The organism is Pseudomonas sp. GW821-FHT09C08 (assembly GCF_059418125.1).
The window spans coordinates 64467-89230 of the sequence record NZ_JBWKPG010000001.1; the positions used below are offsets into that span (position 1 = coordinate 64467).

23 protein-coding genes and 1 tRNA gene are annotated in these 24764 nt (G+C 61.3%); 16 read left to right on the forward strand and 8 right to left on the reverse strand.

What is annotated here, in order from left to right:
* The first annotated feature begins 24 nt into the window (after positions 1 to 24).
* Positions 25 to 585 carry a CDP-diacylglycerol--glycerol-3-phosphate 3-phosphatidyltransferase gene (gene pgsA, locus AC07OJ_RS00290; RefSeq protein WP_016968866.1) on the forward strand — a complete coding sequence of 187 codons (561 nt, stop codon included), beginning with the start codon at positions 25 to 27 and terminating at the stop codon, positions 583 to 585.
* A gap of 63 nt (positions 586 to 648) precedes the next feature.
* Positions 649 to 724 (forward strand) — tRNA-Gly (locus AC07OJ_RS00295).
* Positions 725 to 846: 122 nt separating this feature from the next.
* On the opposite strand, the gene AC07OJ_RS00300 is transcribed toward AC07OJ_RS00295, so the two are convergent.
* Entirely contained in the window at positions 847 to 2616 is a 1770-nt protein-coding gene (locus AC07OJ_RS00300; RefSeq protein WP_201143945.1) for a sensor domain-containing phosphodiesterase, read from the reverse strand.
* A gap of 219 nt (positions 2617 to 2835) precedes the next feature.
* Here AC07OJ_RS00300 and AC07OJ_RS00305 point away from each other — a divergent pair, with 219 nt between their 5' ends.
* Both AC07OJ_RS00305 and AC07OJ_RS00310 read left to right on the forward strand, forming a co-directional pair.
* Positions 2836 to 4785 (forward strand): hybrid sensor histidine kinase/response regulator, encoded by a 1950-nt coding sequence (locus tag AC07OJ_RS00305; protein WP_495093640.1) that lies wholly within the window; start codon positions 2836 to 2838, stop codon positions 4783 to 4785.
* A gap of 109 nt (positions 4786 to 4894) precedes the next feature.
* Positions 4895 to 6406, forward strand: a complete 1512-nt coding sequence (locus tag AC07OJ_RS00310; RefSeq protein WP_495093641.1) for a xylulokinase — start codon at positions 4895 to 4897, stop codon at positions 6404 to 6406.
* Here the strand turns inward: AC07OJ_RS00310 and AC07OJ_RS00315 are convergent.
* On the reverse strand, positions 6363 to 7325 hold the full coding sequence (locus AC07OJ_RS00315; protein ID WP_177343950.1) for a LysR family transcriptional regulator: 963 nt from the start codon (positions 7323 to 7325) through the stop codon (positions 6363 to 6365). The two genes, AC07OJ_RS00310 and AC07OJ_RS00315, sit on opposite strands and share 44 nt — an antisense overlap.
* A gap of 286 nt (positions 7326 to 7611) precedes the next feature.
* On the opposite strand from AC07OJ_RS00315, the gene AC07OJ_RS00320 reads away from it, so the two are divergent.
* The 8 genes from AC07OJ_RS00320 (at position 7612) to AC07OJ_RS00355 (ending at position 15635) form a co-directional block, all read left to right on the forward strand.
* Entirely contained in the window at positions 7612 to 8127 is a 516-nt protein-coding gene (locus tag AC07OJ_RS00320; protein WP_201143948.1) for a flavin reductase family protein, read from the forward strand.
* Between the two features lie 57 nt (positions 8128 to 8184).
* Positions 8185 to 9171, forward strand: a complete 987-nt coding sequence (locus AC07OJ_RS00325; protein WP_065905598.1) for an ABC transporter permease — start codon at positions 8185 to 8187, stop codon at positions 9169 to 9171.
* A gap of 30 nt (positions 9172 to 9201) precedes the next feature.
* Positions 9202 to 10149 carry a sugar ABC transporter substrate-binding protein gene (locus tag AC07OJ_RS00330; protein WP_201143949.1) on the forward strand — a complete coding sequence of 316 codons (948 nt, stop codon included), beginning with the start codon at positions 9202 to 9204 and terminating at the stop codon, positions 10147 to 10149.
* Positions 10150 to 10171: 22 nt separating this feature from the next.
* Complete coding sequence (locus tag AC07OJ_RS00335) at positions 10172 to 11671, forward strand: sugar ABC transporter ATP-binding protein (protein ID WP_495093642.1); 1500 nt, start codon at positions 10172 to 10174, stop codon at positions 11669 to 11671.
* Between the two features lie 29 nt (positions 11672 to 11700).
* The gene (locus tag AC07OJ_RS00340) at positions 11701 to 12498 is read left to right on the forward strand and encodes an SDR family NAD(P)-dependent oxidoreductase (RefSeq protein WP_495093643.1); all 798 of its coding nucleotides are present in this window, start codon (positions 11701 to 11703) and stop codon (positions 12496 to 12498) included.
* A gap of 166 nt (positions 12499 to 12664) precedes the next feature.
* Positions 12665 to 13783 (forward strand): LLM class flavin-dependent oxidoreductase, encoded by a 1119-nt coding sequence (locus AC07OJ_RS00345; protein WP_065905601.1) that lies wholly within the window; start codon positions 12665 to 12667, stop codon positions 13781 to 13783.
* The gene (locus tag AC07OJ_RS00350; protein ID WP_495093644.1) at positions 13776 to 14651 is read left to right on the forward strand and encodes a transketolase; all 876 of its coding nucleotides are present in this window, start codon (positions 13776 to 13778) and stop codon (positions 14649 to 14651) included. The genes AC07OJ_RS00345 and AC07OJ_RS00350 overlap by 8 nt, the downstream gene beginning before the upstream one ends.
* A gap of 3 nt (positions 14652 to 14654) precedes the next feature.
* On the forward strand, positions 14655 to 15635 hold the full coding sequence (locus AC07OJ_RS00355) for a transketolase family protein (protein WP_065905603.1): 981 nt from the start codon (positions 14655 to 14657) through the stop codon (positions 15633 to 15635).
* 176 nt (positions 15636 to 15811) lie between these two features.
* Here AC07OJ_RS00355 and AC07OJ_RS00360 read toward each other — a convergent pair whose 3' ends face one another.
* Positions 15812 to 16717: an NAD-dependent epimerase/dehydratase family protein gene (locus AC07OJ_RS00360; RefSeq protein ID WP_065905604.1), complete on the reverse strand. Its 906-nt coding sequence runs from the start codon at positions 16715 to 16717 to the stop codon at positions 15812 to 15814.
* Between the two features lie 143 nt (positions 16718 to 16860).
* Between AC07OJ_RS00360 and AC07OJ_RS00365 the strand changes: the two genes are divergently transcribed.
* Complete coding sequence (locus AC07OJ_RS00365; RefSeq protein WP_065905605.1) at positions 16861 to 17790, forward strand: LysR family transcriptional regulator; 930 nt, start codon at positions 16861 to 16863, stop codon at positions 17788 to 17790.
* 105 nt (positions 17791 to 17895) lie between these two features.
* Entirely contained in the window at positions 17896 to 18678 is a 783-nt protein-coding gene (locus AC07OJ_RS00370) for an SDR family NAD(P)-dependent oxidoreductase (protein ID WP_262134953.1), read from the forward strand.
* A gap of 33 nt (positions 18679 to 18711) precedes the next feature.
* On the opposite strand, the gene AC07OJ_RS00375 is transcribed toward AC07OJ_RS00370, so the two are convergent.
* Both AC07OJ_RS00375 and AC07OJ_RS00380 read right to left on the reverse strand, forming a co-directional pair.
* On the reverse strand, positions 18712 to 19644 hold the full coding sequence (locus tag AC07OJ_RS00375) for a TIGR03571 family LLM class oxidoreductase (protein WP_495093645.1): 933 nt from the start codon (positions 19642 to 19644) through the stop codon (positions 18712 to 18714).
* A gap of 129 nt (positions 19645 to 19773) precedes the next feature.
* Positions 19774 to 20622, reverse strand: a complete 849-nt coding sequence (locus tag AC07OJ_RS00380) for a type 1 glutamine amidotransferase domain-containing protein (protein ID WP_495093646.1) — start codon at positions 20620 to 20622, stop codon at positions 19774 to 19776.
* Positions 20623 to 20732: 110 nt separating this feature from the next.
* Between AC07OJ_RS00380 and AC07OJ_RS00385 the strand changes: the two genes are divergently transcribed.
* Positions 20733 to 21656 (forward strand): LysR family transcriptional regulator, encoded by a 924-nt coding sequence (locus tag AC07OJ_RS00385; protein ID WP_495093647.1) that lies wholly within the window; start codon positions 20733 to 20735, stop codon positions 21654 to 21656.
* A gap of 75 nt (positions 21657 to 21731) precedes the next feature.
* Positions 21732 to 22634, forward strand: coding sequence for a LysR family transcriptional regulator (locus tag AC07OJ_RS00390; protein ID WP_495093648.1), 903 nt, complete (start codon positions 21732 to 21734; stop codon positions 22632 to 22634).
* Here AC07OJ_RS00390 and AC07OJ_RS00395 read toward each other — a convergent pair.
* The 3 genes from AC07OJ_RS00395 to AC07OJ_RS00405 are packed head-to-tail and all read right to left on the reverse strand — an operon-like array spanning position 22631 to position 24545.
* A complete protein-coding gene (locus tag AC07OJ_RS00395) occupies positions 22631 to 23050 on the reverse strand; it encodes an SRPBCC family protein (RefSeq protein ID WP_213552285.1) in 420 nt (139 codons plus the stop codon). The genes AC07OJ_RS00390 and AC07OJ_RS00395 overlap by 4 nt on opposite strands.
* Positions 23047 to 24105, reverse strand: a complete 1059-nt coding sequence (locus AC07OJ_RS00400; protein WP_495093649.1) for an L-dopachrome tautomerase-related protein — start codon at positions 24103 to 24105, stop codon at positions 23047 to 23049. Before AC07OJ_RS00400 ends, AC07OJ_RS00395 begins: the two co-directional genes overlap by 4 nt.
* Entirely contained in the window at positions 24102 to 24545 is a 444-nt protein-coding gene (locus AC07OJ_RS00405; RefSeq protein ID WP_226940006.1) for a cupin domain-containing protein, read from the reverse strand. The genes AC07OJ_RS00400 and AC07OJ_RS00405 overlap by 4 nt, the downstream gene beginning before the upstream one ends.
* Positions 24546 to 24764: the final 219 nt, after the last annotated feature.

A 24764-nucleotide genomic window follows, 5' to 3' on the forward strand; every position in this document is an offset into this window, starting at 1 on the left:
TCCACCTTGTAGCCAGTTGTGCCGATGAATATCCCTAATCTGATCACCGTTCTACGCGTCCTGCTCATTCCGATTTTTATTCTGTTGTTCTATTTGCCCTACGAATGGAGCTACGCGGCCTCAAGTTCGGTATTCGCCTTTGCGGCTGCCACCGACTGGCTTGACGGCTACCTGGCGCGCCGCCTGGAACAGAGCACGCCGTTTGGCGCGTTCCTCGACCCGGTGGCCGACAAACTGATGGTGGCTGTCGCTCTGGTGCTGTTGGTACAAGAACACGGCAACCTGTGGCTGACCCTGCCGGCTGCCGTGATCATCGGCCGTGAGATCGTCGTCTCGGCCCTGCGCGAATGGATGGCCGAAATCGGCGCCCGCGCCCACGTGGCCGTGTCCAACATGGGCAAATGGAAAACCGCCGCGCAGATGCTCGCGCTGGTGATCCTGCTGGCCAACCCGTCGGACTTCTCGTTCTGGGTCCTGCTCGGCTACGCCTTGCTGCTGATCGCCGCCGGCCTGACGCTGTGGTCGATGCTCCAGTATTTGCGCGCCGCCTGGCCTCACCTGCGCACCACCGTTGAAAAGAAATAAAACTTTTTTGAATCAAGGGGTTGACGGGGGTTCTGGATTCTATAGAATGCACACCACCAAGACGCGGGAATAGCTCAGTTGGTAGAGCACGACCTTGCCAAGGTCGGGGTCGCGAGTTCGAGTCTCGTTTCCCGCTCCAAACACAAAGAAAAAGCCACTCAATAGAGTGGCTTTTTTTTGCCTGCGATTTATGAAGAGAGACCTCGGTCTCTCTTTTCATTTCCTCCCGGTTCCCTGGGGTTCCAGTCCTGCCACCGGTGTTTACGCGGTAAACGCGTGACTGTTCACCCACGCCTCCAAATCCTTTGCAGCCATTGGCTTGCCTATCAAATACCCCTGCGCCTCGTGGCAGCCCCACGCTTTCACGAGGTCGAAAATGTCCTGGTTTTCTACGCCCTCGGCCACCACGCGATAGCCCAGGCCGCTGGCCAGTTCAATCAGGTTTTTCACCAGGCGTTTATCTTTTTCATTGGTTGTCAGGTTGCTGATCAGGGACTGATCCAGCTTGACCGTGCTGGTCGGCAAGGTACTCAGGTAGATCCAGTTGCTGTAGCCGGTACCGAAGTCGTCGATGGCAACTTCGACACCCAGATTGCGCAGGCGTGTGAGTTGCTGAACCACTTCAGTCGGGTTGGTCATGAGGGTGCTTTCGGTGAATTCCAACTCCAGCCGGTCTGCGGGGAGTTGCTCAGCCTCAAGACGACCGATGAGTGTGTCAACAAAGGCCGGGCTTTCCAGGTCGCCTACCGTGACGTTCATCGCGATTTTCAGCACCAGTCCCCGTTTGCGCCAGAGAGTGGCTTGATCGATCACCGCGTTCAGGACCCATGAGGTCAAGGACGGCATCAATGCGGTCTTTTCAGCCAGCGGTATGAATTCTGCGGGGCTGATGGTCCCCAGCAGTGGGTGATCCCAGCGGATAAGGGCTTCTACCGCCTCGCATCTGCCGCTGGGCAAGTTGATTTTCGGTTGAAATACCAGCCTGAGCTGATCCTCGGCGCGGATGGCCTGCGACAGCGAACTCAAGAGGGTGAAGGCCCGTTGTTGCGTGGCATCGAACGTGGGGTCATAGAGTAAATAGCCCAGGCCACGGTCTCTCGCGGCATCTGCAGCGCTGATGACCAAGCGCAGCCAGTCCTGCTCGTCGTTGCCGTTAATCGGCAGGATGCCAATGCCGACGTGCATCAAGATAGGAATACCGTGGCAATCGACGGCCGTTTTGAAGCTCTCGATAATCCGCGGGCTGATGACCTCTCGATCAACCCTGCCCGCGATCAGGAAGCCAAAACGCGTCGGGCTGATTTTATACAGCAGGCACTCCGGCGGCAGGAGGGCGTGCAAGCGCTGTTTTATCGCAAGGATCAGGTCCTGCGCAAAGCTGTAGCCCAAAGCCTTGACCACATCGTTGAGAAACTTGGGGGAGGTGACATCCACCGCGTAAATCCTGATCGCGCCCTCGCGGGTGAGCGTCTCACGGATATCCTCTTCGAACCGCAAGCGGTTGAACAGGCCGGTCGGCTGGTCAATGTAGTTCCTGGAGCGTACGCCCATGATCCGCATCATCACGAGTTCGGCCAGGTGGTTGAGCATCGCCGCGTCTTGCGCACTCATCGGCGCACGCGCAACGGTATCGATAAAGCACAGGCTGCCCAGCGATAAGCCATCGTCGGTCAACAGCGGGGCGCTGGCGTAATAGCGGATAAACGGTGCGCCCGTCACCAGGATATTGGCTTTGAAGCGCGGGTCGCTGCGTGCATCCAGGATTTCCAGGGGCTGATTGTCCAGCAGCGAGTAGGCACAGAACGAGGCACTTCTCGGTGTGGAACACTCCTCGATACCGATGCGCGCCTTGAACCATTGTTCGTGCTTATCGACGATGGAGATCAGCGCGATCGGCGCGTTGAAGTACTCACTGGTCATTGCCACGATTTTATTGAAAACGGGATCTTCTTGAGTGTCCCGGGCGCACAGCTGCGCCACGCGTTCCAAGCGCTTTGATTCTGTCTGGGGAAGGGGGGCGCCGTCGTCCATGATAAAGCTCCGTTTAACCATCATCTTCAGGGACGATATCAAATTCGGACGGTGGGTTTCGACTCGAGTTGACCATCGGCGTGCTCAGCCCGTTGCGCCAATGCGGTGGGCACAACCCTCGAGGTTTTTCTGCAGGACCCAGATTAAGCTGGTTCGCGCAGCCGATTATTCGACATACTGATCAGGTCGAAACCCTCATTTTTCTTCGAGGCTACCCTGATGCCATCCGCGCCTGCCAATCAGCCCAACCACCCGGAAGACCGTTATCGGTTGCTCGTGGAAGCCGTGGTGGACTACGCCATCTACATGCTTGATACGAATGGGCTGATTCGTAGCTGGAACTCGGGCGCCAAGCGGATCAAGCAGTACGACCAGAGCGAAGTGCTGGGTAAGCACTTCTCGTTGTTCTACACGCCGGAGGACCTGGCATCCGACCTGCCCGGCCGGGCGCTGAAGAGCGCGGATGAGTCAGGCCGCTTTGAAGGCGAAGGGTGGCGAGTCAGGAAAGACGGCACGCGCCTGTGGGCCCTGGTGATCATCGACCCGATACGCGCAGAGGATGGCTCGCTGATCGGCTTCGCAAAAGTCACGCGCGACCTGACTGAACGCCGGGCGGCAGAGCAGGCACTGCGCCAGAGCGAGCAGCAGTTCAGTCTGCTCGTGCAAGGCGTCACCGACTACGCCCTCTATATGCTGGACCCCAACGGCATTATCACCACCTGGAACGCTGGCGCCCAGCGCATCAAAGGGTATGAGCCTGCCGAAGTGATCGGCAGGCATTATTCAATGTTTTTCCAGGCGGATGACGTCGCCAATCATGTGCCTCAGCGTGCCCTGGCCACGGTCGTCAGTGAGGGGCGATACGAAGGGCAGGGCTGGCGCGTGCGCAAGGACGGTACGCGGTTCCTGGTCCATGTGGTGATCGACCCGATCAGAAACGAGCAGGGGGAGCTGATCGGCTACGCGAAAATCACCCGCGACGTGACCGAAAGCGTGCAGGCGCAACAGGAGATCAAGGAGACCAGGGAAGCGTTGTTCCAGGCGCAGAAAATGGAGTCCCTGGGTCAACTGACCGGCGGGATCGCGCATGACTTCAATAATCTGCTGATGGTCATCCTCGGCAGCCTGGAGCTGGCCAGGAAGCGCGTGCCACAGGATTCAAAAGTCCAGTCATTGCTCAATAACGCCATCGCGGGCGCTCAACGCGGCGCGACGCTTACCCAGCGAATGCTCGCCTTTGCCCGTCGTCAGGAGCTTGATCCGCAGCCTGTGGATGTGGGTGGACTGATCAGAAACATGTCCGATCTCCTGTGCCGCATGCTCGGCGCCGGCATTCGCGTCGACACTCAGTTCCCGCTGGTCCTGCGCCCTGTGCTGGTCGACATGAGCCAACTGGAAATGGCCGTGATGAACCTGGTCATCAACGCCCGGGATGCCATGGGCGGCGAGGGGCGGATTCTGATCTCGGCAAGTGAGGATTCGTTTCCCGGCAGCCCGCCCGGTTCCGACCGGCTGATTTGCATCGCTGTCATCGACACCGGGCCGGGGATGAGTGAGGCGACCCTGCAGCGTGCGATGGAGCCATTCTTCACCACCAAAGGCGCGGGCAAAGGCACAGGGCTGGGGCTGTCGATGGTGCATGGCCTGGCGGCGCAATCCAAGGGCCACTTTGTGCTCAAGAGTGTGGTGGGCGAGGGCACGCGTGCCGAACTTTGGTTGCCGGTTGCCGAGGTGCACAGCTCGCCGCAGGCCACTGAACCGGTATCAACCCAAAGCCCGCCTGACACATTCCACGTGCAACCCCTCGATATCCTGCTGGTGGATGACGACCCGCTGGTGCTGATCAGCACCGGCGCGATGCTTGAAGACCTCGGGCATCGCGTCACGCCGGCGGCGGGAGGGCAGGCTGCGTTGGCGTGCCTGACGCAGGGAGAGCGCTTCGACCTGGTCATCACCGACATGGCGATGCCGGAGATGAACGGGGTCGAGCTCGCCAACACCCTCGAGCAGCTGTTTCCGGCGCTGCCGATCATCCTTTCGTCCGGCTTCGCAGAGGTGGCAGTGGACCTCAAAAGCGCGTTGACGCGTTTGCCCAAGCCGTTTGATCAGTCCGCATTGGCCGGGGTCATCGCTGACATGCTGCGGGCCCGGAATGAGCCGCCTTGTTGAGCCTCACCGCCGCGTCCCGGGGGACCCTGAGGGGCCTCTGCCGCAGCGGCCGTGATCGCAGTATTCTGTGTGCTCAACCCTCGGCGTTTGATTCTGCGAGCAGTGACTCTTGAAGCGTAAAGCCTTGTTTATCGGGGTGGACATGGGCACCTCCAGCACTCGTGTCGGCGTCATTGACGAAAGCGGTCGAAGACGGGGCGCTGCCAGCCGTCCGGCGCGTTTGTCCAACCCCGCGCCTCGGGTCTACGGGCAGTGCCCGGACGAAATGTACGCCTCGGTCATGCTCGCCATCGCCGACGTACTGGCCCAGCCCTCCATCAATGCGCGTGATGTGTGTGGTATTGCGATATGCGGACAAATGGCTGGCATCTCGACGATCGGCCGTCACTGGGAAGCGACCACGCCGTATGACTCATGGCTGGACATGCGGTGTGCCAGCCAGGTGCAGCGACTCAAGCCCTACGAGCAACAGATCATCGAGCGCTCGGGCGGCCCGGTGAGTGCCACTCATGCGGCGAAGTGGCTGTATTGGCGCGATGAGCAGCCCCAGGTGTATCGACGGGTCAGCAAGCTCATCATGCCCGCGGCCTATGTGGCTGGACGCATGGCCGCGCTGGAGGCCGAGGCTGCCTTCATGGATGACACTTACCTGGGTTTCAACAGCTTTGCCGACAGCCGCACGCTGCAATGGAATACCTCGTTGATTGATGAGTTTCACCTTGACGCCGAACGGTTGCCCCAACTGGTGAGGCCCTGGGACCGGATTGGCGCGGTGTGCGCACGCGCGGCGCGTGACTGCGGATTGCCGGTCGGCACGCCGATTTTCGCCGGGTGCGCCGACATCGCGGCCTCCCTGCTCGGGACCGGCGCGTTCGCCAGTGGGCAACTCTTCGATATAGCCGGTACGGGAGCCGTGCTCGCGACCTTGCTCGACACCTTTGCCGTGGACGCGCAACACAAGACCCTGTCGACGTTCCGGCATTGCGTTCCCGGCATGTACTACTCGATGGCGTATGTGGGTGGCGCTGGCCTGACGCTCAAGGGGTTTGGCCTCACGCCGGACGAATGCCTGCAACTGGAGGCCAGGGCGGCGGCACTGTGTGCCCGCAACAAGCTGTTGTACCTGCCTCATTGTGGCGGGCGGCATGCCCCCTTCGATGCGTCGCTGTCGGGGGCGTTTGTCGGCCTTGACTGGTCGCATGACCGCACCGACCAATACCGGGCGATGCTCGAGTCGATCGCTTATGAATATGCGCAGTTTCTGCGCTGCATGCGGGACATCGACAACGTCGCAGGGTTGGGTGGGGTGATCAGCCTGGGAGGTGGTGCCAACAGCCCGGTGTTCCGCCAGATCAAGGCCGACGTATTGGGTTTGCCTTATCACAAGCTACCCAGCGCCGAATACGGCGTGTTGGGCGCGGCGATGCTCGCGGGTCATGGTGCCGGGGTCTTTGCCGACTTGCAGCAGACCGCCACGGATTGGCGTGCGCCGGTGCAAAGCGTCGCGCTGCCCGACCCGTCGCGCAGCGCCTTTTATGAGGGCATGCACCGCGCCTACGAACGACTGGCGGGAGCGCTCAAGCCGGTTCTGGACGACCTGCAGGCTGTGCCGCTTGGTTGAGTGCCAGGACGTGCCGGGCCGGCATGTCGAGATGCTTGAAGTACTGCACGGCGAACTCCACGAACGACTTGACCCGCTGCGGCAATTTCTTCCCGCCTTCGGTGAGCAGGTGAAAGCCGGCTGTTGGGCATTGATAGTCTTCCAGCAACGGGATCAGGCGTTTCGCCTGGATATCGTCGGCGACTTCCCAGACTGACTTCCAGATAATCCCCAGGCCCTGGATCGCCCACTGGCGCAGGGTAAAACCGTCGTTGGCGAGGCGGTTGCCCTTGACCTGGATGGTGGTCGAGACCCCGTCCTTGATGAATTTCCAGCGATCCAGTGCAAAGTCCGCGCGCAGTTGCACCAGGCAATTGTGCTGGTGCAAGTCTTCCGGCGTCAGCGGGGCGCCGTAGCGGTGGAGGTACTCGGGCGCGCAGCAAATCATCGGCCGATCGACACCCAGTGAACGCGCGATCAATGAGCTGTCCGGGAGGTCGCCGAAGCGGATCGCAATGTCTGAACCGGACTCGACAAAGTCCAGGATCCGGTCGGTGAAAAACAGGCGAACGCTGACATGCGGATTGTCGCGCAGGAAGGCATCCACCAGTTGGCTGACCCATTGGCGACCCAGGTCCGTGGGGCAGGTCAGGCCGATGGTACCCAGCAGGTCGCTGTGACCGTTCTTGATGATGTTGTCCAGGGCATCGACGTCTTCGAGAATCTTCAGCGCGTTCTCAAAAAGCAACTGACCCTCAGCGGTCGGGCTCAAGCTGCGTGTATTGCGCTTGAGCAGGCGCAGGCCATAAAACTCTTCCATTGCCTTCAGCCGTCCGCTCATGGCCGCGGGCGACAGGCCCATCTGCCGCCCGGCGGTAGACAGTGAGCCTGTCTGCACGACCAGCCGAAACAATCGCATGTCCTGTAGTCGATCCACCATGATGATTCATCTCACGAGGCTGTTTTCTAATTGTTCGCAAAGTATTAAACGATTCTTCAGTTAATTCCATTAGTTAAGTAAGTCGTGAGCGCAGTTGCGCCGGCGCGAAGGCTTTGCCATGGGCGTTTCAGGGGATATGTGAACGTGATTCAAATGTCTTTGTTGTTGGCTTCATCTTACGCGGTCGGTGAAAAGTCAATTTTTTAAAAGTGAATAGAAAAGTAGGGAAGATTGCGAATAATGAATACCGAGCGTGTGAGTCACTACACAATAAGAGGGTTTCAAGATGCGTGTTAATTATCAGGAGGCTGCCCCTTCGATCGACCTGGCCGGCCCATTCAAAACCGCGATGGGACGCTTTGCCTCGTCCTTGACCCTGATCACCACACTCGACGATGAGGGCCGGCCCCACGGCCTGGCCGCCACCGCGTTTTCCTCGGTGTCGATGGACCCGGCTTCGGCCCTGATCTGCATCAACCGCACTGCCAGCGCTTCACCGGTGATCAAGCGATCCGGGCTGTTCTGCGTGAACATGCTGCAAAGCCAGCATGAGCCGATCTGCAGGATCTTCAGCCAGCCCGACCTGCGCGAACGGCGTTTTATAGAGGGTCAATGGCGCACGGGAGCACAGGGTATCCGGTACCTGGCCGACGCCCAGGCGGCGATTTTCTGCGAAGTGGTGCAAACCCTGGAGCACGGGACGCACACCGTGTTTATCGGCAATGTCCTGGAGGTTATCACCCAGCCACTCGACGACCCACTGTTGTACATGGGTGGGCGGTACCGTCAGTTGCAAGACTGATTCGTTAGTTGCGCAGTGCTCGTTCTTATAACAATTAAATAATAAGTGGATATGGGTATGAACAATCAGTTGTTGGGCAAGTTCAGACTGGCCGGATCGCTTCCAAAGTGGGTCGGCCTGGACACCAGTGTCGCCGGCCCGTTGATCGGTCTATTGCTGTTGTGTGTTGTATTGACGGTATCGACGCATAGTTTCCTGACCGTGAGCAACTTGCTCAATGTACTCGATCAGGTCACGGTCCTCGGCATCATGGCGTTGGGCATGACCCTGGTCATCCTGATTGGCGGTATCGACCTGTCGGTAGGCGCCGTACTGGCCGTGGCAATCATGGCCATGAGTTGGCTCGGTCAGGTAGTCGGGCTGCCCATGTGGGTCGCCATGCTCGGTGCCATTCTCGTCGGGGCGGCGTGTGGTTCGACCACCGCGTTGCTGGTGGTCAAGGCCGGCTTGCCGTCGTTCATTGCCACGCTGGCAATGATGTCGGTGGCGCGAGGCCTCGCTTACATGGTCACCGATGGCGCGCAAATCAGCGGCTTCCCGGAGTGGTTCAGCAACCTTTCGGTGATTCGCTACGCTGGCGTGCTGTCACTGACGGTCGGGTGCTTCGTGGTACTCGCACTGCTGTTCTGGTTTGTCCTCAGGTTCACCGTTGCGGGGCGCAGCCTGTACGCCATCGGCGGCAGCAGCAAAGTCGCCAAGCTCGCCGGAATCCGGGTCAAGGCCTACACCAGCGCGGTGTACATCATCTCCGGAGTCTGTGCAGCCCTGGGCGGCATCATCATGACTTCCCGGCTGGACACCGCCGGGGCCGGCGCGGGCGTGGGCTATGAGCTGGACGTGATCGCTGCCGTCGTCATCGGTGGCGGCAGCCTCAAGGGCGGTGCCGGCAGCGTGGTCGGCACTCTCATCGGGGTACTGATCATCGGCGTTTTACGCAACGGCTTGAACCTGGCCGGCATTTCACCCTTCGTCCAGCAAGTGGTCATCGGCGCCGTTATCGCGTTTGCCGTGATGCTTGACCTGCTCAAGCGCAACCCTGACTGATCCCAAGCCCAAATAATAAGGATAAAAACCATGAAGCTTTCAGCGTTTCCAGTGCGTGCTCTCGCGCTTCTGCTTGGCTGCCTGATGTCGATCAGTGCGCACGCCCAGTCCAAGCCCGTGGGTGAAATCACCGTCGGCATGTCGATCCCGAGCCTGCAATGGGTGTTCTACCTGATGGTACGTGACGGCGTGACACAGCAAGCCAACGCACTCGGGATCAAAAATGTGCTGGTTGCAGACGCTCAGGCTGATCCGGCGCGGCAGGTCAGCCAGATCCAGGACATGCTCAGCAAAGGCATCGATGTGCTGCTCTATACCGCCACCGGCAGTGCGGCCTCGGCGGTGCCGGTACGCCTGGCGCGGCAGCAGGGTGTGCCCGTGATCTGCATCGACAACTTCCCGAAAAATGTCGAATGCGACGCGTACATCGCTACCGATAACCTCGCGGCGGCGGGGGAGTTGGCTCGGCAAATGATCAAGCTGACCGGTGGGACGGCTGAAATCGGCCTGCTGCAGGGCACCTTGGGCGACTCCACTGAAGTGGCCCGGGCCCAGGGCCTGGACGCGGTGTTGAAAGACGCGCCGGGGATGAAGATCGTCGACCGCAAGCCCACCGACTGGCTGCAGGACAACGGCTTCAAAGTCGCCCAGGACATGTTGCAGAAAAATCCCGGGATCAATGTGTTCATCGGCCGTTCGGATGCACCGGCGCTGGGGGCGGCACAAGCCGTCAAGGTCGCCAATATCGATCACAAGGTCTGGGTGTTCGGGTACGACGGTTTGCCCTCGGCCCTGGAGGCGATTCGCGACGGCAAGATGGACATGACCATCACCCAGCAGGCGGTGGAAATGGGCCGCACGGCGCTGCGTACCGCGCTCGACCTGCAACAGGGCAAGCCGGTGGCCAAGACGCAGTTGCTACCGGCCTTTGTCACCACCCGCGACAACGTGGCGACGTTCCTTGAGCAGCACCCGTGAACCGGATCCAGGAGGGCACGTCATGAGTACTCACCCAACGGTCCCGGTACCTCTGTTCAGGGCTACGCAGATCGGCAAATCATTCAACTCGGTGCGCGTGCTGGAGGACATCAGCCTCGATATCGGCTACGGCGAAGTGGTGGCTTTGCTTGGGGAAAATGGCGCGGGCAAGTCGACCTTTTCCTCGATTATTGCCGGCGCCCTGGCGCCGTCCAAAGGCGGCATGTTCCTGGCGGGCGAGCCCTACGCGCCGAACGGTCCGGCGGCCGCCATGGCGCTGGGGGTCAATATGATCCATCAGGAAATTCATTTGCTGGCGGACTTGAGCGTGGCGGAGAACGTGTTTCTCGGCCATCTGCCGACGCGTGGCGCAATCATCGACCGCAAGACCCTGCACCGCGAGACCGCCAAGCAATTGCAGCGCCTGGGGCTGGATATCTCGCCGCAGACGCCGGTACGGGAATTGAAGATTGCCGCCCAGCAACTGGTCGAAATCGCGCGTGCGCTGACACTCAATTCACGCTTGTTGATTCTCGATGAACCCACGGCGGCCCTCGGCAAGGAAGAAACCGAGCGGTTGTTCCAGCAGATCGAAACCCTGAAGCAGCAGGGCGTGTCGTTTATCTACATCAGCCATCGCATGGACGAGATTGCGCGGATCGCCGACAAGGTCGTGGTCCTGCGGGACGGGCACCTGATCGCTCGCCACGAGAGCGGGGCGGCCGAGGTCAGTGTGCTGGTGTCGCAGATGGTCGGACGGCCCATCGAACGGTTGTTCCCCGAGTTGCCGGCGCCGCAGGACGCCGTGGTCCTGCGCGTGGAGCAGCTGTCGGACAAGGCCGGGCGCTTTCGCGACATCTCGTTCGAGGTCAAGGCCGGGGAGGTGTTCGGCATCGCCGGCATCGTCGGGGCTGGCCGTACCGAGCTGGTGCAGGCGATTGCCGGGCTGAGCGCCGTCAGCCACGGCGACGTGCTGTTGAACGGTCGACCGCTGCCGGCCAATAACGTGCTGGCCGCGATCGGCGCCGGTGTGGTGCTGATTCCCGAAGACCGCAAATCCGAAGGTGTGGTGCTGACGCAGACCATTGCCGAGAACCTGGCGTACTGCAACCTCGACCGCCTCAGCGCCTGCGGCATCGTGGCCAACCATCGCGTGACGGCCTTCGCCCACGAGCGTATTGCCGCGCTGGGGATCAAGGGCGTGGCGAGGCAACGGCTCGACAAGCTCTCGGGCGGTAACCAGCAGAAGGTCGTGATTGCCAAATGGATCGCGCGCAATCCCAAGGTGATCATTCTCGATGAGCCGACCCGCGGTATCGACATGGGCGCGCGTGCGGCAATTTACGAATTGATCATTGAGCTGTCGAAGGCCGGCATGTCGGTGATCGTCGTGAGTTCCGACCTGGAGGAAGTCATCGGCCTATCCCATCGCGTCATGGTCATGGCTCGCGGTTGCTGCCAAGGCATCCTCGAGCGGTCGCAGGTTGCGCCGGACCGCATCATGGCCCTGGCTACCGCATGATCAACGATAAACAAAGAGCAGGTGAGAACATGTCCGGACCCTATCAAGCCTTGCCTTACCAGCCCTTCGCCGGGCTGCTGGATCTGTCCGGGAAAACCGCGGTGGTGACGGGCGGCAGCAGTGGCATTGGCTTTGCCATCAGCCGGCGCCTGGCCGAAGCCGGGGCCAATGTGCTGATCGGCAGCCTGGCGCCGGAGCGCAGCGCTGAGTTGGTCGAGGCCGGTTTCAGCGTGGCGTTTCACTCGACCGATGTCAGTTGCCCGCAGGCGATCCGTCAACTGGCGGATGTCGCAGTCGAGCGTTTTGGCCGGCTGGATATCTGGATCAACAATGCCGGCGTCTACCCGCTGAAGGCGATTGATGCCATCGATGCAGGGTTCTGGGATGGGCTGCATGCAATCAATACGCGTGCGGTGTTCCTCGGTGCCCAGGCGGCGCAGCACTACATGCGCCGGCAGGGCGACGGCGGCGCGATCGTCAATCTGTCATCGGTGTGCGGCCACCGGCCAATGGCCAATCACTGCACCTATGACGCGTCCAAGGGCGCCGTGCTGGCCATGACGCGAAGCCTGGCCAAGGACTTGAGCGCGTTCAAGATCCGGGTCAACTCGATCTCGCCGGGGTTGACGGCGACGCCGGGCAACCTGGCACCACAGCTGCTTGAACAACACCGACAGAACAATGTGCTGGGCAACATCCCGTTGGCCCGCGCCGCCGAGCCCTGGGAAATCGCCGATGCCGCCCTGTTCCTGGTTTCGCCACTGTCGTCCTACGTGACCGGTATCGACCTGCTCGTGGACGGAGGCTGGCTCTTGCACGGAAGTTGAACGACTGGCGCGTCGAGCATCGCGCCGATTTGAACCCACGTTTGAACGTTGCCACTTGCAGCGCCGGCACTGGCACGCCTGCGAAACGAGTGCACGTTACGAAAACGGTGTGTTGCGTCCATGGTGTCTGCAGCACTCCGGCCACTGAAAACAGCAGGAGAACGTCATGAAACTCGCTATGTTTATGCAGCCACTTCATCACAAGGGCTGGGACTATCACGAGATGTACGACCAGGATATTGCCTGCGCCGTCCACGCCGATAGCGTCGGTTTCGATGAGCTTTGGGTCGGTGAGCACACGTCGCAGCGTACCGAGCCCATCACCAACGCGCTGCAATTCCTATCCACGCTGATCCCGCTGACCCAGCGCATGAAGCTGTGCACCGGGGTGCTGAACCTGCCCCATCATTTCCCGGCGCGGATTGCCGCCGATGCCGCGATGTTCGATCACATGTCCAAGGGGCGGTTCATCATGGGGATCGGCCCGGGCGGGCTGGCTTCCGACTTCGAAGTGTATGGCAGCAACGGCAAGGATCGCGGGCAGATGATGGTCGACTGCTACGAGATGATCCGCGCGATCTGGGGCGCGGATGCCCCCTACGCGTTCACCTCCGAGCACTATCAGGTCATTCTCAAGGACGCGGTGCACCACGCGCTGGAAATCGGTTACATGCCCAAGCCGTTCCAGAAACCTTTCCCACGGGTGGCAACCACGGCGATGAGTCCGTTCTCCGGCACCGCAAAACTGGCGGGGGCCAAGGATTGGGACTTGATGTCTGCCAACTTCAACCCCACTGCCACCGTGGCATCGCATTGGCAGGCGTACTGCGAGGGTGCTAAAGGCGCTGGGATCAAGCCCGATGCCAACAACTGGCGCGTCGCCCGCTCGGTATTCGTGGCCGATTCCCAGGCCCAGGCCGAGGACTACCTGGCCCAGGAAACCTGCACCTTGCGACGCTACTTCGATTACATGATCGATAACCTCGCGACCAACCACTACACCAAGATCTTCAAGACGCGCCCGGACATGACCGACGAGGAAGTCACCGTCGATCATTGCATCAACGAGATGGTGATTTACGGTGATGTGAATTCGGTCACCGAGCAACTGGTGGCCTTCAGTGAGCAGACCGGCCCGTTCGGCACCCTGATGACCACCTTCCACGAGTGGGACGATGAAGCGCTGTGGCGCCGTTCGATGGCACTCACTGCGCAACAGGTGATGCCGCGCCTCAATGACTACATGACGCCACGTCTCAAGGCTCAGGAGCGCGCACATGACTGATTTGCACGCCACTGCCGGGCGCGACTTCACGCCGACCGAACAGGAACTGGCGCGACTGCGCGAGAAGGCCCAGTTCATTCGCCTGGAAACCATTCGCCTGATCGAGATCGCCAAGGTCGGTCACTACACCTCGGTGTTCTCCGCCGCCGAGTTGTTCGCCGCGCTGTACTACGACGTGATGGACCTGCGGTTCGGCGAGCCGAAGTGGCCCGACCGTGACCGTTTCATGATGGGCAAGGGGCATGCAGCAGTCGGGCTGTTCCCGGTGTTGGTTGAATGGGGCTTTTTCGAAAAAGAGATCCTCGACAACTACACGCGCCTGGGCAACCCATTGGGGGACCATCCGGACATGCGCAAGGTGCCGGGGGTGGATTTTTCATCCGGCTCCATCGGCCATGCGTTGTCCGGCGGCTTGGGCATGGCCCTGGCCGGGCGGATGCTGGGCCAGTCCTTCACCACCTACGTGATGCTCGGCGACGGCGAGATGCAGGAAGGGCAGGTGTGGGAAGCCGCGCTCGGTGCAGCTCACCACAAGGTCCACAACCTGGTGGCGATCATCGACCGCAATGGGTACCAGCTCGACGGCAATGTCGATGACGTCATCGGCATCGAGCCGCTGGCTGACAAGTGGATTGCGTTCGGCTGGGAGACCCATGTGGTGGATGGCCATGACCTCGCGGCAGTCACCGGCTTGCTGCGTCGCCTGAAGGCCGACACTGCACGCACACAACCGGTGTGCGTCATCGCCAATACCGTCAAGGGCAAAGGGGTTTCGTACATGGAAACCGAGCCAGGCTGGCACTTGGGGTATCTGGATCCTGAAGATGCGCAACGTGCTATCGACGAAATCAAAAGCAAGGTGATCTGAGCCATGAATTCCGCTCCGCTGTCGAACAACTCCTGGCAGTACCGGCAACTGAACCAGCAGACACCCAGTTTGAGTGCCCTGTCGGATGCCCTGATTGAACTGGTCGAGCGCGGTGAGCCGGTGGTTGCCGGCACCGCTGACCTGCAGTACTCCAACGGCTTGTCGAAATTTGCCGCGCTGCACCCCGAACGCTTTGTGCAGTTCGGCATTTCCGAACAGAACATGGTATCTGCCGCAGCCGGTATGGCGGCGGTGGGCATGAAGCCGTTCGTGGCGACCTTTGCGTCGTTCCTGCCGTTGCTGTGCTGCGAGCAGATCCGCATGGACGTGGCCTACTCGGCGCTGCCGGTGCGCCTCATCGGTCACCATGCGGGTATCTCACTGGGCTTCTATGGCACCTCTCACCATGCCACCGAGGACCTCGCGATCATGCGTTCGATCGCCGATATCACGGTCGTCGCACCGGCCGACGGCAACCAGCTGAAGGCGGCGATCCTGGCATCGGCCAACTACCCGCAGCCGATCTACTTCCGCATTCAGCGCGGGCGAGATCCGGTGGTATACGACACCGTACCGGACTTCGTTTTCGGCAAGGCCACCGTGCACCTGACCGGCGATGAGCTGACCATCATCGCTACCGGCTCGACCGTGCACCCGGCTATCGAGGCTGCACGGGCATTGAATGCCGCCGGGCGTTCGGTCGGTGTGATCGACATGACCACCATCAAGCCACTGGACCGTGAAGCGGTGTTGACGGCGGCGCGCAATAGCCGCGCGATCCTCACTGTCGAAGAGCACAACATCATCGGCGGGCTGGGCGGGGCGGTGTGCGAAGTCATTGCCGAGGAGGGGATCGGCGTCAAGGTGCGGCGCCATGGCCTGTACGATGAGTACAGCCTGATCGCACCGCCGACCCATTTGTATCGGCATTACCGCCTGGATGCAGCCGGTATCGAAAGCGTAGCCCTGGAAGTACTGGGCTAAGGCACACGGGCTGTGTTCTTTTCAGGCCCGGCTGGGCCTGGCGTGCGACAAGGCGCTTGAATCAAGCGTGCTGGTCGCACGCTTTTTTTTGCCTGGAATTTTTCTGCCGGGGTTTATACGCGCGTAAAAAAGCTCACCGAAGTGAGCTCTTGATCAACCGAGTGAGCGTGCAGCTGTCACCACTGCACACCACTGTTTTCGATCCACTGCAGGATCGACTCGCGCTGAGGATTCCAGCCCAGCAGGACACGCGCGTTCACCGCGCGCACGCGGCTGTTGGAACCGATCGCGAAGCGTGCCCAATCGCCCAGCTCGGCGATCGCTTCAGTGGCAGGCCAACTTTGAATATTGCCGTTGAAACCAAGGGCCTTGCTGATGGACGTGGCAATTTCAAGGAATGAGGCTTCGCCGTTTTCGGCAAAAAACAGCGAGGCCGACGGCGCTTTCTCAATGGCCAGTCGATAGAGTTCTGCAAGGTCGTCGATGTGCACATTGGACCAGCGATGCACGCCGGCGCCCATGTACGCACCGGCGCCATATTTGCGTGACTGGGCGAACAGCTTGGGCAATTGATCGCTTTTCGACGCGACGCCCAGGGATTCGCCGTAGATCATCGTGGGGCAGAACACGATGCTGCGAATGCCCTGTTCGACGCCGGCGCGGCGCACGATTTGATTGATCTCGACCCGGTCCTTGCGAATGTCCATAGGGGTAAAGGGCGTCTCGTCGGTAAAAATATCCGCCCGTTCGTAAGCACCTCGTGCGTCGTCACCGACCACACTGGAGCCGGAGGTGTGCAGCAGCACTTTGCCGCTGCCGCTCAACGCCTTGATGAAGGTTTCTACGGAGGCGAGGTGGTCGGAGTTTGCGGCGTTGACCACCACATCGGCCAGGCGTGCCTGTTCGCTGAGAATGCAGGCGTCATCCAGGGTCCCGAGCACCGGGGTGATACCCAGCGCCTGCAGGGCCTCGCGCTGCTGTGGATTGCGCAGCAGGCCACTGACCTCATGGCCTGCATCCACCAGGTATTTGGCGACGGAGCCGCCGATGTAGCCGGTCGCGCCGGTCACGAAAATCTTCACTGTCTTCTCCTCATTTCTTGTTTGATGACTGGCCTTCGCGGGCGCAAAGGACAGGCGCTCCAGATACTGGAACGCTTAACCATACGGTCGGTCTTGTATATGAGCTAGACTGCTTGAATGACAAATATCTGTGAATTCACTTCATGCTAAATATCAAAGACGTCAATCGTTCCGGCGAGATGGAAGTGTTCACACGGGTCGTGAATGCCGGGACGTTCTCTGAGGCAGCGCGGCAATTGGACATGTCGCCGTCGGCGGTGAGCAAATTGATCGCACGCCTGGAAACGCGGTTGGGGGCACGCCTGTTGCACCGCTCCACGCGGCGCCTGGAACTCACCGCCGAAGGTGAGCGATTCAACAGCGAGTGCCTGCGCATCCTGGAGCTGATCGACTCGGCGGAGCGCGACATCGCCAATGTCGCCAAACCCAGCGGGCTGATTCAGGTCAACGCCAACCTGCCGTTTGGGCAGCATTGCTTGTTGCCCTTGCTGCCCGGTTTTTTCGCCGCGTACCCGGACATCACCCTGAATATCGAACTCACCGACACCGTCGTCGACCTGCTGGAGCGGCGTGCCGACATTGCCATCCGTACCGGCCCGATGAAGGAGTCCAGCCTGGTGCAGCGGCGTCTTGGGGAGAGCCGCCTGCTCACCGTGGCGTCGCCTGAGTACATTGCGCGCTGCGGCCAGCCGGACAACCTGGACGAGCTGCAACGGCACAACCGGCTCAGCTTCGGCTTCCATCGGCACTCCCAGGCCTGGGTGTTCCGAGGCGCCGATGGCCAGCGCGTCGAGATCGAGCCCAAGGGCAATACGCTGGTCAGTGATGGCGAGAGCCTGCGTCGTTGTGCCCTGGCAGGGCTGGGGATCGCCCGGCTGGCAAGCTTTCATATCCAGGACGACCTGGATGCCGGGCGCCTGGTGCCGATTCTGCAGGCTTACGACAGCGGTGAAACCGAAGCGATTCATGCGGTGTTTATCGGTCCCGGCCAGCAACTGCCTCACCGCGTCCGCGTCTTTATCGACTTTCTGCTGGATAGGCTCGCGCCGCAGTTGTCGCCTCAACGGCGCTGATCGTTTCTTCAGTCTTTGCGGATTGAGTCTTCGCCAATGGTTGAAAATCCTCGCTCCTGGCTTGGGGCATGATGGTGCGCAAAACAACAAAAGAAGGCGGCACACATGGATTACCAACTGAGCGGAAAAACCGCGCTGATCACCGGTGGCGCAACCGGCATTGGCTTGGCCATTGCTCAACGTTTCATCCTTGAAGGCGCCCGCGTGGTCGTCAGCGGCCTGCATCAGGAGGAGCTCGACTCAGCGCTCCAGGAGCTGGGTGAACACAGTCGGGGGATGGTCGCGGACCTGACGGCGCAAGGTGATCCGGAGCGCCTGGTCTCCCTGGCGCTTGAGGCGGGGCCGATCGATTTTCTGATCAATAACGTGGGTATCTTCGAGGTCCGCGATTTTTTCGAAACCGACGATGCCCAGTGGCTTCATTACTTCAATGTGAATGTGATGAGCGGGGTGCGCATGACGCGCCTGGTGATGAAGGCCATGCTGGATCGCGGGCATGGCTCGATTGTGTTTATCAGCAGTGAGTCCGCGATCAAGCCACAACCGTGGATGGTGCACTACGGCGCGATGAAAACCTGTCTGCTGGGTATTTCCAGGGCGTTGGCCGAGTTGACCAAAGGCACCGCGGTGCGGGTCAACTCAATACTGCCGGGGCCGACCAGCACCGAGGCGGTCAAGTGTTATCACCGGGAAATCGCTGCGCAGAAGGGCATCACTGCCGAGCAGGTGGTGCAAGCCTACTTCGATGAAACCGAACCGACTTCGTTGATCCGCCGCATGATCGAGCCGCAGGAAGTGGCCAGCAGCGTGCTGCACCTGGCGGCCTCACCGGCGCTCAACGGTATGGCAATGCGCGTGGAGGGCGGCACGATTCGCGCCATCGTGTGAAACAAGCCCCACGCCGTGGGGCTTGAGCGGCTGTCAGGCGGCGCCGTGGAACCGGGGCAACACATATTCGGCGAGCTCTTCCATGACCTCGACGATGGGCCTGGCACTGTGACGCAAGTGCAAGCCCACATGTTGCACGCCGGCTTCGCGCAGCGCCTGCAGCTCTTCGATCAATGCGTTTCGCCCGCCACGCCCGCCGAAGCGCAAGGTTTTCATCGGTGCATGCGGGTCGGCTTCAAGGTCCAGGTGCAGGAAAGTGATGTAGGGTTTGTCGCCCCCCACTTCGCGCCACAGGCGCACGCGGCGCCGGTGTTCCTGGGCGGTTCCGGGGTAGGCGAGCCAGCCCCCCATATGCTCGCCGATCCAGTTCGGCGATTGCTGGCCAAGCCCGGCCACCAGCAGCGGGAAAGCTTCCTTGCGTTGCGGCAGCAACTCGGCACCCTGGGGCAGGCGTCCGGCTCCTTGGGTCTGCAGCAGTTCGACGGCACTGCGAAAAAGCGCGCCGCGTTGCTCGTAGTCGACGCCGAACAAGGGGTATTCCATCGGCCGGTCACCACTGGCAACGCCGAGCAGCAGGCGTCCGTCACTCAGTTCATCGATGCTGTTGGCGGCCTTGAGGGTCAGCCACGGTTGACGCAAGGGCAACACCACTGCGGCGGTGCCCAACATGATGTTGTCGGTGATGCCGGCAAGGTAGCCCAGGTAAGAGAAGGTCTCGAACACCTGTGCGGCATCGCCGAAGTGCGGGTCGTAGACCGGTACGTCGCGCACCCACAGCGCGCGGAAACCCACGCTGTCCGCGAGCTTCGCCAGTTGGGCATGCTGTTTGATGTCGGGCACGCCAAAGGGACGTTGCTCGGTGACGCGCAGGCGCTGGCCAGCGGTGGACCAGTCATTGTCCAGTGGCAGTTCCAGGCCGATCGAGAATTGTGTCGGGCCGAGCAAACGTTGAAAGTGCGTGTTCATCCAGTCTCCTGCGCCCTGTGCAAGGCAGGGCATTACTACGATTGATGCGCCGTAGTATCCCTGCCGCAGGTCGGGAGAAAAATGCGCTGGCGCGCACAATACTCTTGACTGCAATGCACAGCTGGGCAGTCAGGGCCTAGCCGGCAGACGCTTGAGGATCGCCTTGCCCACATCCAGTGCCGACGCCGGATTCTGCCCCGTCACCAGCTCACGGTCGATGACCACATGGCTGGTCCACGGCGAGGTGTTGCTGCTGTAGGTGCCACCGGCGTGTTGCAGTGCCGTCTGGGGATAGAACTTCATGGCGCCGCCGTTCAGCAGGCCTTTGGCGAGTTCTTCCTCCTGGTTGCTGATGACCGTGAATTGATAGCCGGCATAGGTCCAGCCGGTCGCGGTGGCGGGGTTGCCGTTTTCCAGCTGCTGGGTGAAGGACGTCGGGTCGGACAAGGTCGAGAGCAGGGCAATCGGACCATGGCAGACCAGCGCGGTGGTTTTCTGGTTGGCATGGAAGTGCTTCAGCAGTTTGCCCAGCTCGGCACTGTGCAGCAGGTCTTGCATCGGCGCATGGCCACCGGGCACGTACACGGCATCGAACTGCTCGTAGCCGATCTGTTCGACGCGCGACAGGCTGATCACCGGCGACTCACCCGGCGAGGTGATTTTCAGGCGTTCGAGCAGCACCTTGTGCACCTGCAGGGCCGCCGCATCGTTGTTGAAATAAGCCGCGTCGGTGGAGGATTTATCCAGCGTCGGAGCCTTGCCGGTGGGCGTGGCAAAGGTCACCGTGTGGCCGGCGTCGAGCAGCAATTTCACCGGCTGCATGAGTTCGTTCAAATAAAACCCGGTGGAGAAGACTTTGTTGTCCTTGAGGTCGAGGTGGTCGGCATCGGACAGCACCACCAGCACGTTGCTGGCCTGGGCGTGAAGTGCCGTGGTGAATACCGTCATTGCAAGGGCGATTCGGCTGAGTGTGCGCATGGGCGTTCCTGATTGAGAAGAGAGGGCCGGAAGGCTCGGCGCACTATATTCATGCCTGCGGTGGCGATAAACTCGCTGGCGAGAACAGCACCTGTTCGTTGGAGGCAAAAGTGAGCCGTCGATTCGATTATCTTGCGGATGTGGAAGTCTTCGTCACCGTGGTGGAAAAAGGCTCCCTGAGCGCGGGTGCAGTATGTTTGGCGACGACGCCGTCGGTGGTCAGCCGTGCGATTTCTCGCCTGGAGACGCGTCTGGGCGTGCAGCTGTTGCGGCGCACGACTCGACGCTTGAGCCTGACCCAGGCCGGTGTGCTCTACCTCGAGCAGTCCCGCGCGGCGTTCTCGTTGATCGACAATGCCGAACGCTCGATCCAGGGCCAGGAAGGCGCATTGACCGGCCGTGTGCGCCTCAGCGTGCCGACCACTTACGGCCACTTCCGGTTGCCGCCCCTGCTGTGTCAATTCCACCGGCAGTACCCCCAGGTCAGCATCGAATTGAGCATCAGCAATCGCAATGTCGACCTCGTCGCCGAAGGCTATGACCTGGCCATCCGCCTTGGGGCCTTGCCCGACAGCGGCCTGATCGGGCGCAAGCTGGAAGATGCGTCGTTGTGCGTGGTCGCCGCGCCCGACTACCTGCGCCGCGTGGCCGCTCCATTGAGCGTGGATGACCTGTCTGCGCATGCCTGCCTGCCGTTCGTGATGCCCAGCAGCGGCCGCGTCGGCCCCTGGCTGTTTCGCGAACAGGGAGTTGACCGAGAGTGGCTGCCCCAGGCGACTGTGCTGGTAGCCGATGATGTCCTGGGTACGGTATCGCTGGCCGAGCACGGCATGGGGATCTGCCAGACCTACGAGTTTATTGTGCACGAGCGCATCCGGAGCGGGCGGCTGGTGCCCTTGCTGGAGCAGGCGGCAGGGCGTTCGCGGCCGTTCTCGGTGATCTTCGCACCGCATCGCCAACTGTCGGCGGCGGCGCGGGCATTGATCGATTTCCTGACCCGTGAGGTGAATCCGTTTCACAAGACAAGTGAATAAGGCAGCGGTTTATCGGCCTCTGCACCCCTGGCGTTTGTGATAATTTTTCACTAATCAGCCAGTGGAGCAACGAACGTGGATAACAGAGCGGGTGAAATGTCGGTGTTTGTGCGCGTGGTGGACGCTGGCAGTTTTTCCCAGGCCGCGCGCCAGATGCTGATGACGCCCTCGACCGTGAGCAAACTGATCGTTCGCCTTGAGCTGCGCCTCGGCGTGCGCCTGCTGGAGCGCTCCACTCGCAAGCTGTCGCTGACCGACGAAGGACGCATCTACTACGAGCGCAGCATTGCCTTGCTGGCTGACCTCGATGATGTGGAGCGGGTGTTGGCCCAGGGTGCGCAAAAAGCCCGTGGGACCGTGCGCATCAATGCCTCGGTGGCGTTCGGCACCTTGGCCATCGAGCCCAACCTGCCGGCGTTCTGGGACGCTCACCCGAATATCCAGATTAACCTGTCGCTGTGCGATGACATCGTCGATATGTACCTGGACCGCACGGACGTCGCCTTTCGGGTTGGCGTCTTGAGTGACTCGACCCTGCGTGCCAGGACCATCGGCGTGGCGCGGCGCAAGATCGTCGCTTCACCGCTGTACCTGGAAAAGCACGGCGTGCCTGAAACCCTCGAAGCCCTCAGCGAGCACAACTGCCTGAGCTTCAACTTTCGTCGTGCCACCCCGGTCTGGCCGATGAACCAGAGTGGCCGCATCGTCGATCGCATCGTGCAGGGCAACCTGCAAGCCAACAACGGCGAGACGGTCCGGCGCATGGCTATCGCCGGTGCGGGCATTGCGCGCCTGGCCGATTTTCATATCGACGAGGATATCGCCGCGGGCCGACTCGTCGAGCTGCTGGCGCACAGCGGGCATGATTGCGAGGAAGTGCACGCGTTGTACCAGGGCGGCCAGCACGTGCCCCAGCGTATCCGCACCTTCCTCGACTTCATGGTGCCGCGTCTGCAGGCGTTTATGACGCGTGGTTAAGCCTGGGCTTCGACCACGCGCTTGAGGCCTTGCAGCCCGGCGGCATACAGCGCCTCGAAATGCGCGACAACCTCAGCCTCTTCCGCGCCCTGGACGATAAAGGTGCTGGACCAGCTCGCCAGTGTGCCGCCTTGGCCATCGTCCTTGGCCGCCATCGTGCCGACATAATCGATTACCGGCGACGGGCCTTCGAGCAAGGCGTAGCTGTACTGCCGGGCGTCTTCGTCAAACGTCAGCAAACGCTCGACAATCAGTGCGCCGTCGGCGGTTTTCAGTTGGCGCAGACGCCCACCGTCACTCAGGTTGCTGCTGGCAATGACGTCCAGCCAGCGCGGCAGCCAATTGTAGCCGCCGAGCACCGACCAGACTTCGTCGACCGGGCGTGCAATGGCAATCGAGACACGTACTTCACTCATGGTTTTACCTCTGGGTTCATGGGCGCGTCCACTCGCAGACGCAATACATGGAAGGGGGGCCGACTGTCGTCCTCGCCCGCATTGAGCAAGGGGTGCCGGTGCAGTTGATTGGCGGTGATGTAGAGCCAGCGGCCCTGGGCATCCAGTTCGACGCCATCCGGCCAGCCGAGCAACCGGTCGTCCTGGGCGAGGATGCGATAGCCCGCGGGGGAGGCCAGGCCGATGGCGCTGTTGGCGATGTCGGTCACGTAGACGTTGCCTTCGGCATCCACGTCAAAGCCGTCGCAACAGGGTTTTTCGCACCAGTACTCCACGGCGGCGTCCAGTCGTGCAGCATCGGCCGGCTGCGCGAGTACTGTTGCGGCGATCCGATAGACCTGGCGCGCCGACATCGAGCCGACGTACACCCAGCGGCCCAGCGGGTCGATGGCGATGGGGTTCAGGCCGTAGCGGTAAGGGATCACTTCGCCTTCCGGGGTACGCAGGGCCAGGGTTTTTCCCGCGATTTGCAGCGGTTCATCGCCCGGCATCAAGGCTGGATGGCACTCCAGTGCACGCCATGACAACCCGGTTTGCAGGTCGACCACGATAATCGCCGGGTAGTCGCTGGTGCCCGCCGGGTTCAGCGTCATGTCGGCGATGTAGATGCGTTGCTGGCGCCAGTCGATCACGAAATCCTGGGTGAAGGAGCTGGGGCGCAGCACATTCTGCGGTAACACGATCAGGCGTTGCAGGCGGTTTTCCTGGTCGTTCCAGGCAATCAGGCGTGGCTGTTGCTGCGGGCCGCCCATGTCCAGAATCCACACGATACCCTGTGGGTCGGTGCGGATGCCGATCACCGCCGACATACCGTGGCCCTGCGCGTCGGGCTTGCCCGCCCAGCGCGCATTCGGGTAAGGCGGGTGCTCGCCGTCGGTGGTCACGGCACGCACCGAGAACGGCGGCGCGATGATCGCCGAGACGGACACCAACACGCGCCCATCCGGCATGACGGTAGGGTTGCCCGGCCGCTCGACCGGGAACGTCGCCACGATCTCCAGGGCCTGGGTGCTCATGTCAATGCCTGCACGAAGGAGGCGGCGGTGCCGGCGGCCGGGTCGACGAAGATGATATCGCTGGGGTCGCGTCGCGGCGTGTCGACCGAGACCATGAACAGCGGATGCTCGAGGATTTCCGGCATGCCGTGGATGGTGAACTTCTTGAAGAACAGCATCTCGCCCGGACCCACTTCGAACGGTTCGCGGTCACCCATGAAAAAGCGCGCGCGGCCGGACAGGATGATCAGGTACTCGTCACAGGTGGCGTGATAGTGCGCCGGCGTCGGGTGGTACACCCGGAACACACGGCCACTGGCTTCATCTTCGTCGGTCAGGCGGGTGTCCACCAACAGGGTGTCGGCGTTCTCGGGGAAGGTCTTGACGATTGCATTCAGGTCGAACGAGGCATGGGGGGCGGCCTCGACCAGTTTTTTGCGGGGGATTGCTGCGGACATCATGAAACCCTCATGTCAGGCGCACTGTGTTCAGTGCTGTCATCGTGTGGGATCAGCATAAGCAGTGAGCCGTGGCCGGAGAACGCTGCGCGCCGGCACAAGATTTGAGAACTCAACGCACAGCTGGCGTCCCTGGCGCGTTGCGAATTCAATTCCAAACTGCTGCGCCCGGCGATGCATTTTTGCCAGGGATCGCATGGGGCATAGTGGGGTCCATTGATT

Excerpts from the sequence above, each read along its gene's own strand:
- pgsA (WP_016968866.1), top strand. The coding sequence starts at position 25 with ATGAATATCCCTAATCTGATCACCGTTCTACGCGTCCTGCTCATTCCG.
- AC07OJ_RS00300 (WP_201143945.1), bottom strand. The coding sequence starts at position 2,616 with ATGGACGACGGCGCCCCCCTTCCCCAGACAGAATCAAAGCGCTTGGAA.
- AC07OJ_RS00305 (WP_495093640.1), top strand. The coding sequence starts at position 2,836 with ATGCCATCCGCGCCTGCCAATCAGCCCAACCACCCGGAAGACCGTTAT.
- AC07OJ_RS00315 (WP_177343950.1), bottom strand. The coding sequence starts at position 7,325 with ATGGTGGATCGACTACAGGACATGCGATTGTTTCGGCTGGTCGTGCAG.
- AC07OJ_RS00320 (WP_201143948.1), top strand. The coding sequence starts at position 7,612 with ATGCGTGTTAATTATCAGGAGGCTGCCCCTTCGATCGACCTGGCCGGC.
- AC07OJ_RS00325 (WP_065905598.1), top strand. The coding sequence starts at position 8,185 with ATGAACAATCAGTTGTTGGGCAAGTTCAGACTGGCCGGATCGCTTCCA.
- AC07OJ_RS00330 (WP_201143949.1), top strand. The coding sequence starts at position 9,202 with ATGAAGCTTTCAGCGTTTCCAGTGCGTGCTCTCGCGCTTCTGCTTGGC.
- AC07OJ_RS00335 (WP_495093642.1), top strand. The coding sequence starts at position 10,172 with ATGAGTACTCACCCAACGGTCCCGGTACCTCTGTTCAGGGCTACGCAG.
- AC07OJ_RS00340 (WP_495093643.1), top strand. The coding sequence starts at position 11,701 with ATGTCCGGACCCTATCAAGCCTTGCCTTACCAGCCCTTCGCCGGGCTG.
- AC07OJ_RS00345 (WP_065905601.1), top strand. The coding sequence starts at position 12,665 with ATGAAACTCGCTATGTTTATGCAGCCACTTCATCACAAGGGCTGGGAC.
- AC07OJ_RS00350 (WP_495093644.1), top strand. The coding sequence starts at position 13,776 with ATGACTGATTTGCACGCCACTGCCGGGCGCGACTTCACGCCGACCGAA.
- AC07OJ_RS00355 (WP_065905603.1), top strand. The coding sequence starts at position 14,655 with ATGAATTCCGCTCCGCTGTCGAACAACTCCTGGCAGTACCGGCAACTG.
- AC07OJ_RS00365 (WP_065905605.1), top strand. The coding sequence starts at position 16,861 with ATGCTAAATATCAAAGACGTCAATCGTTCCGGCGAGATGGAAGTGTTC.
- AC07OJ_RS00370 (WP_262134953.1), top strand. The coding sequence starts at position 17,896 with ATGGATTACCAACTGAGCGGAAAAACCGCGCTGATCACCGGTGGCGCA.
- AC07OJ_RS00375 (WP_495093645.1), bottom strand. The coding sequence starts at position 19,644 with ATGAACACGCACTTTCAACGTTTGCTCGGCCCGACACAATTCTCGATC.
- AC07OJ_RS00380 (WP_495093646.1), bottom strand. The coding sequence starts at position 20,622 with ATGCGCACACTCAGCCGAATCGCCCTTGCAATGACGGTATTCACCACG.
- AC07OJ_RS00395 (WP_213552285.1), bottom strand. The coding sequence starts at position 23,050 with ATGAGTGAAGTACGTGTCTCGATTGCCATTGCACGCCCGGTCGACGAA.
- AC07OJ_RS00400 (WP_495093649.1), bottom strand. The coding sequence starts at position 24,105 with ATGAGCACCCAGGCCCTGGAGATCGTGGCGACGTTCCCGGTCGAGCGG.
- AC07OJ_RS00405 (WP_226940006.1), bottom strand. The coding sequence starts at position 24,545 with ATGATGTCCGCAGCAATCCCCCGCAAAAAACTGGTCGAGGCCGCCCCC.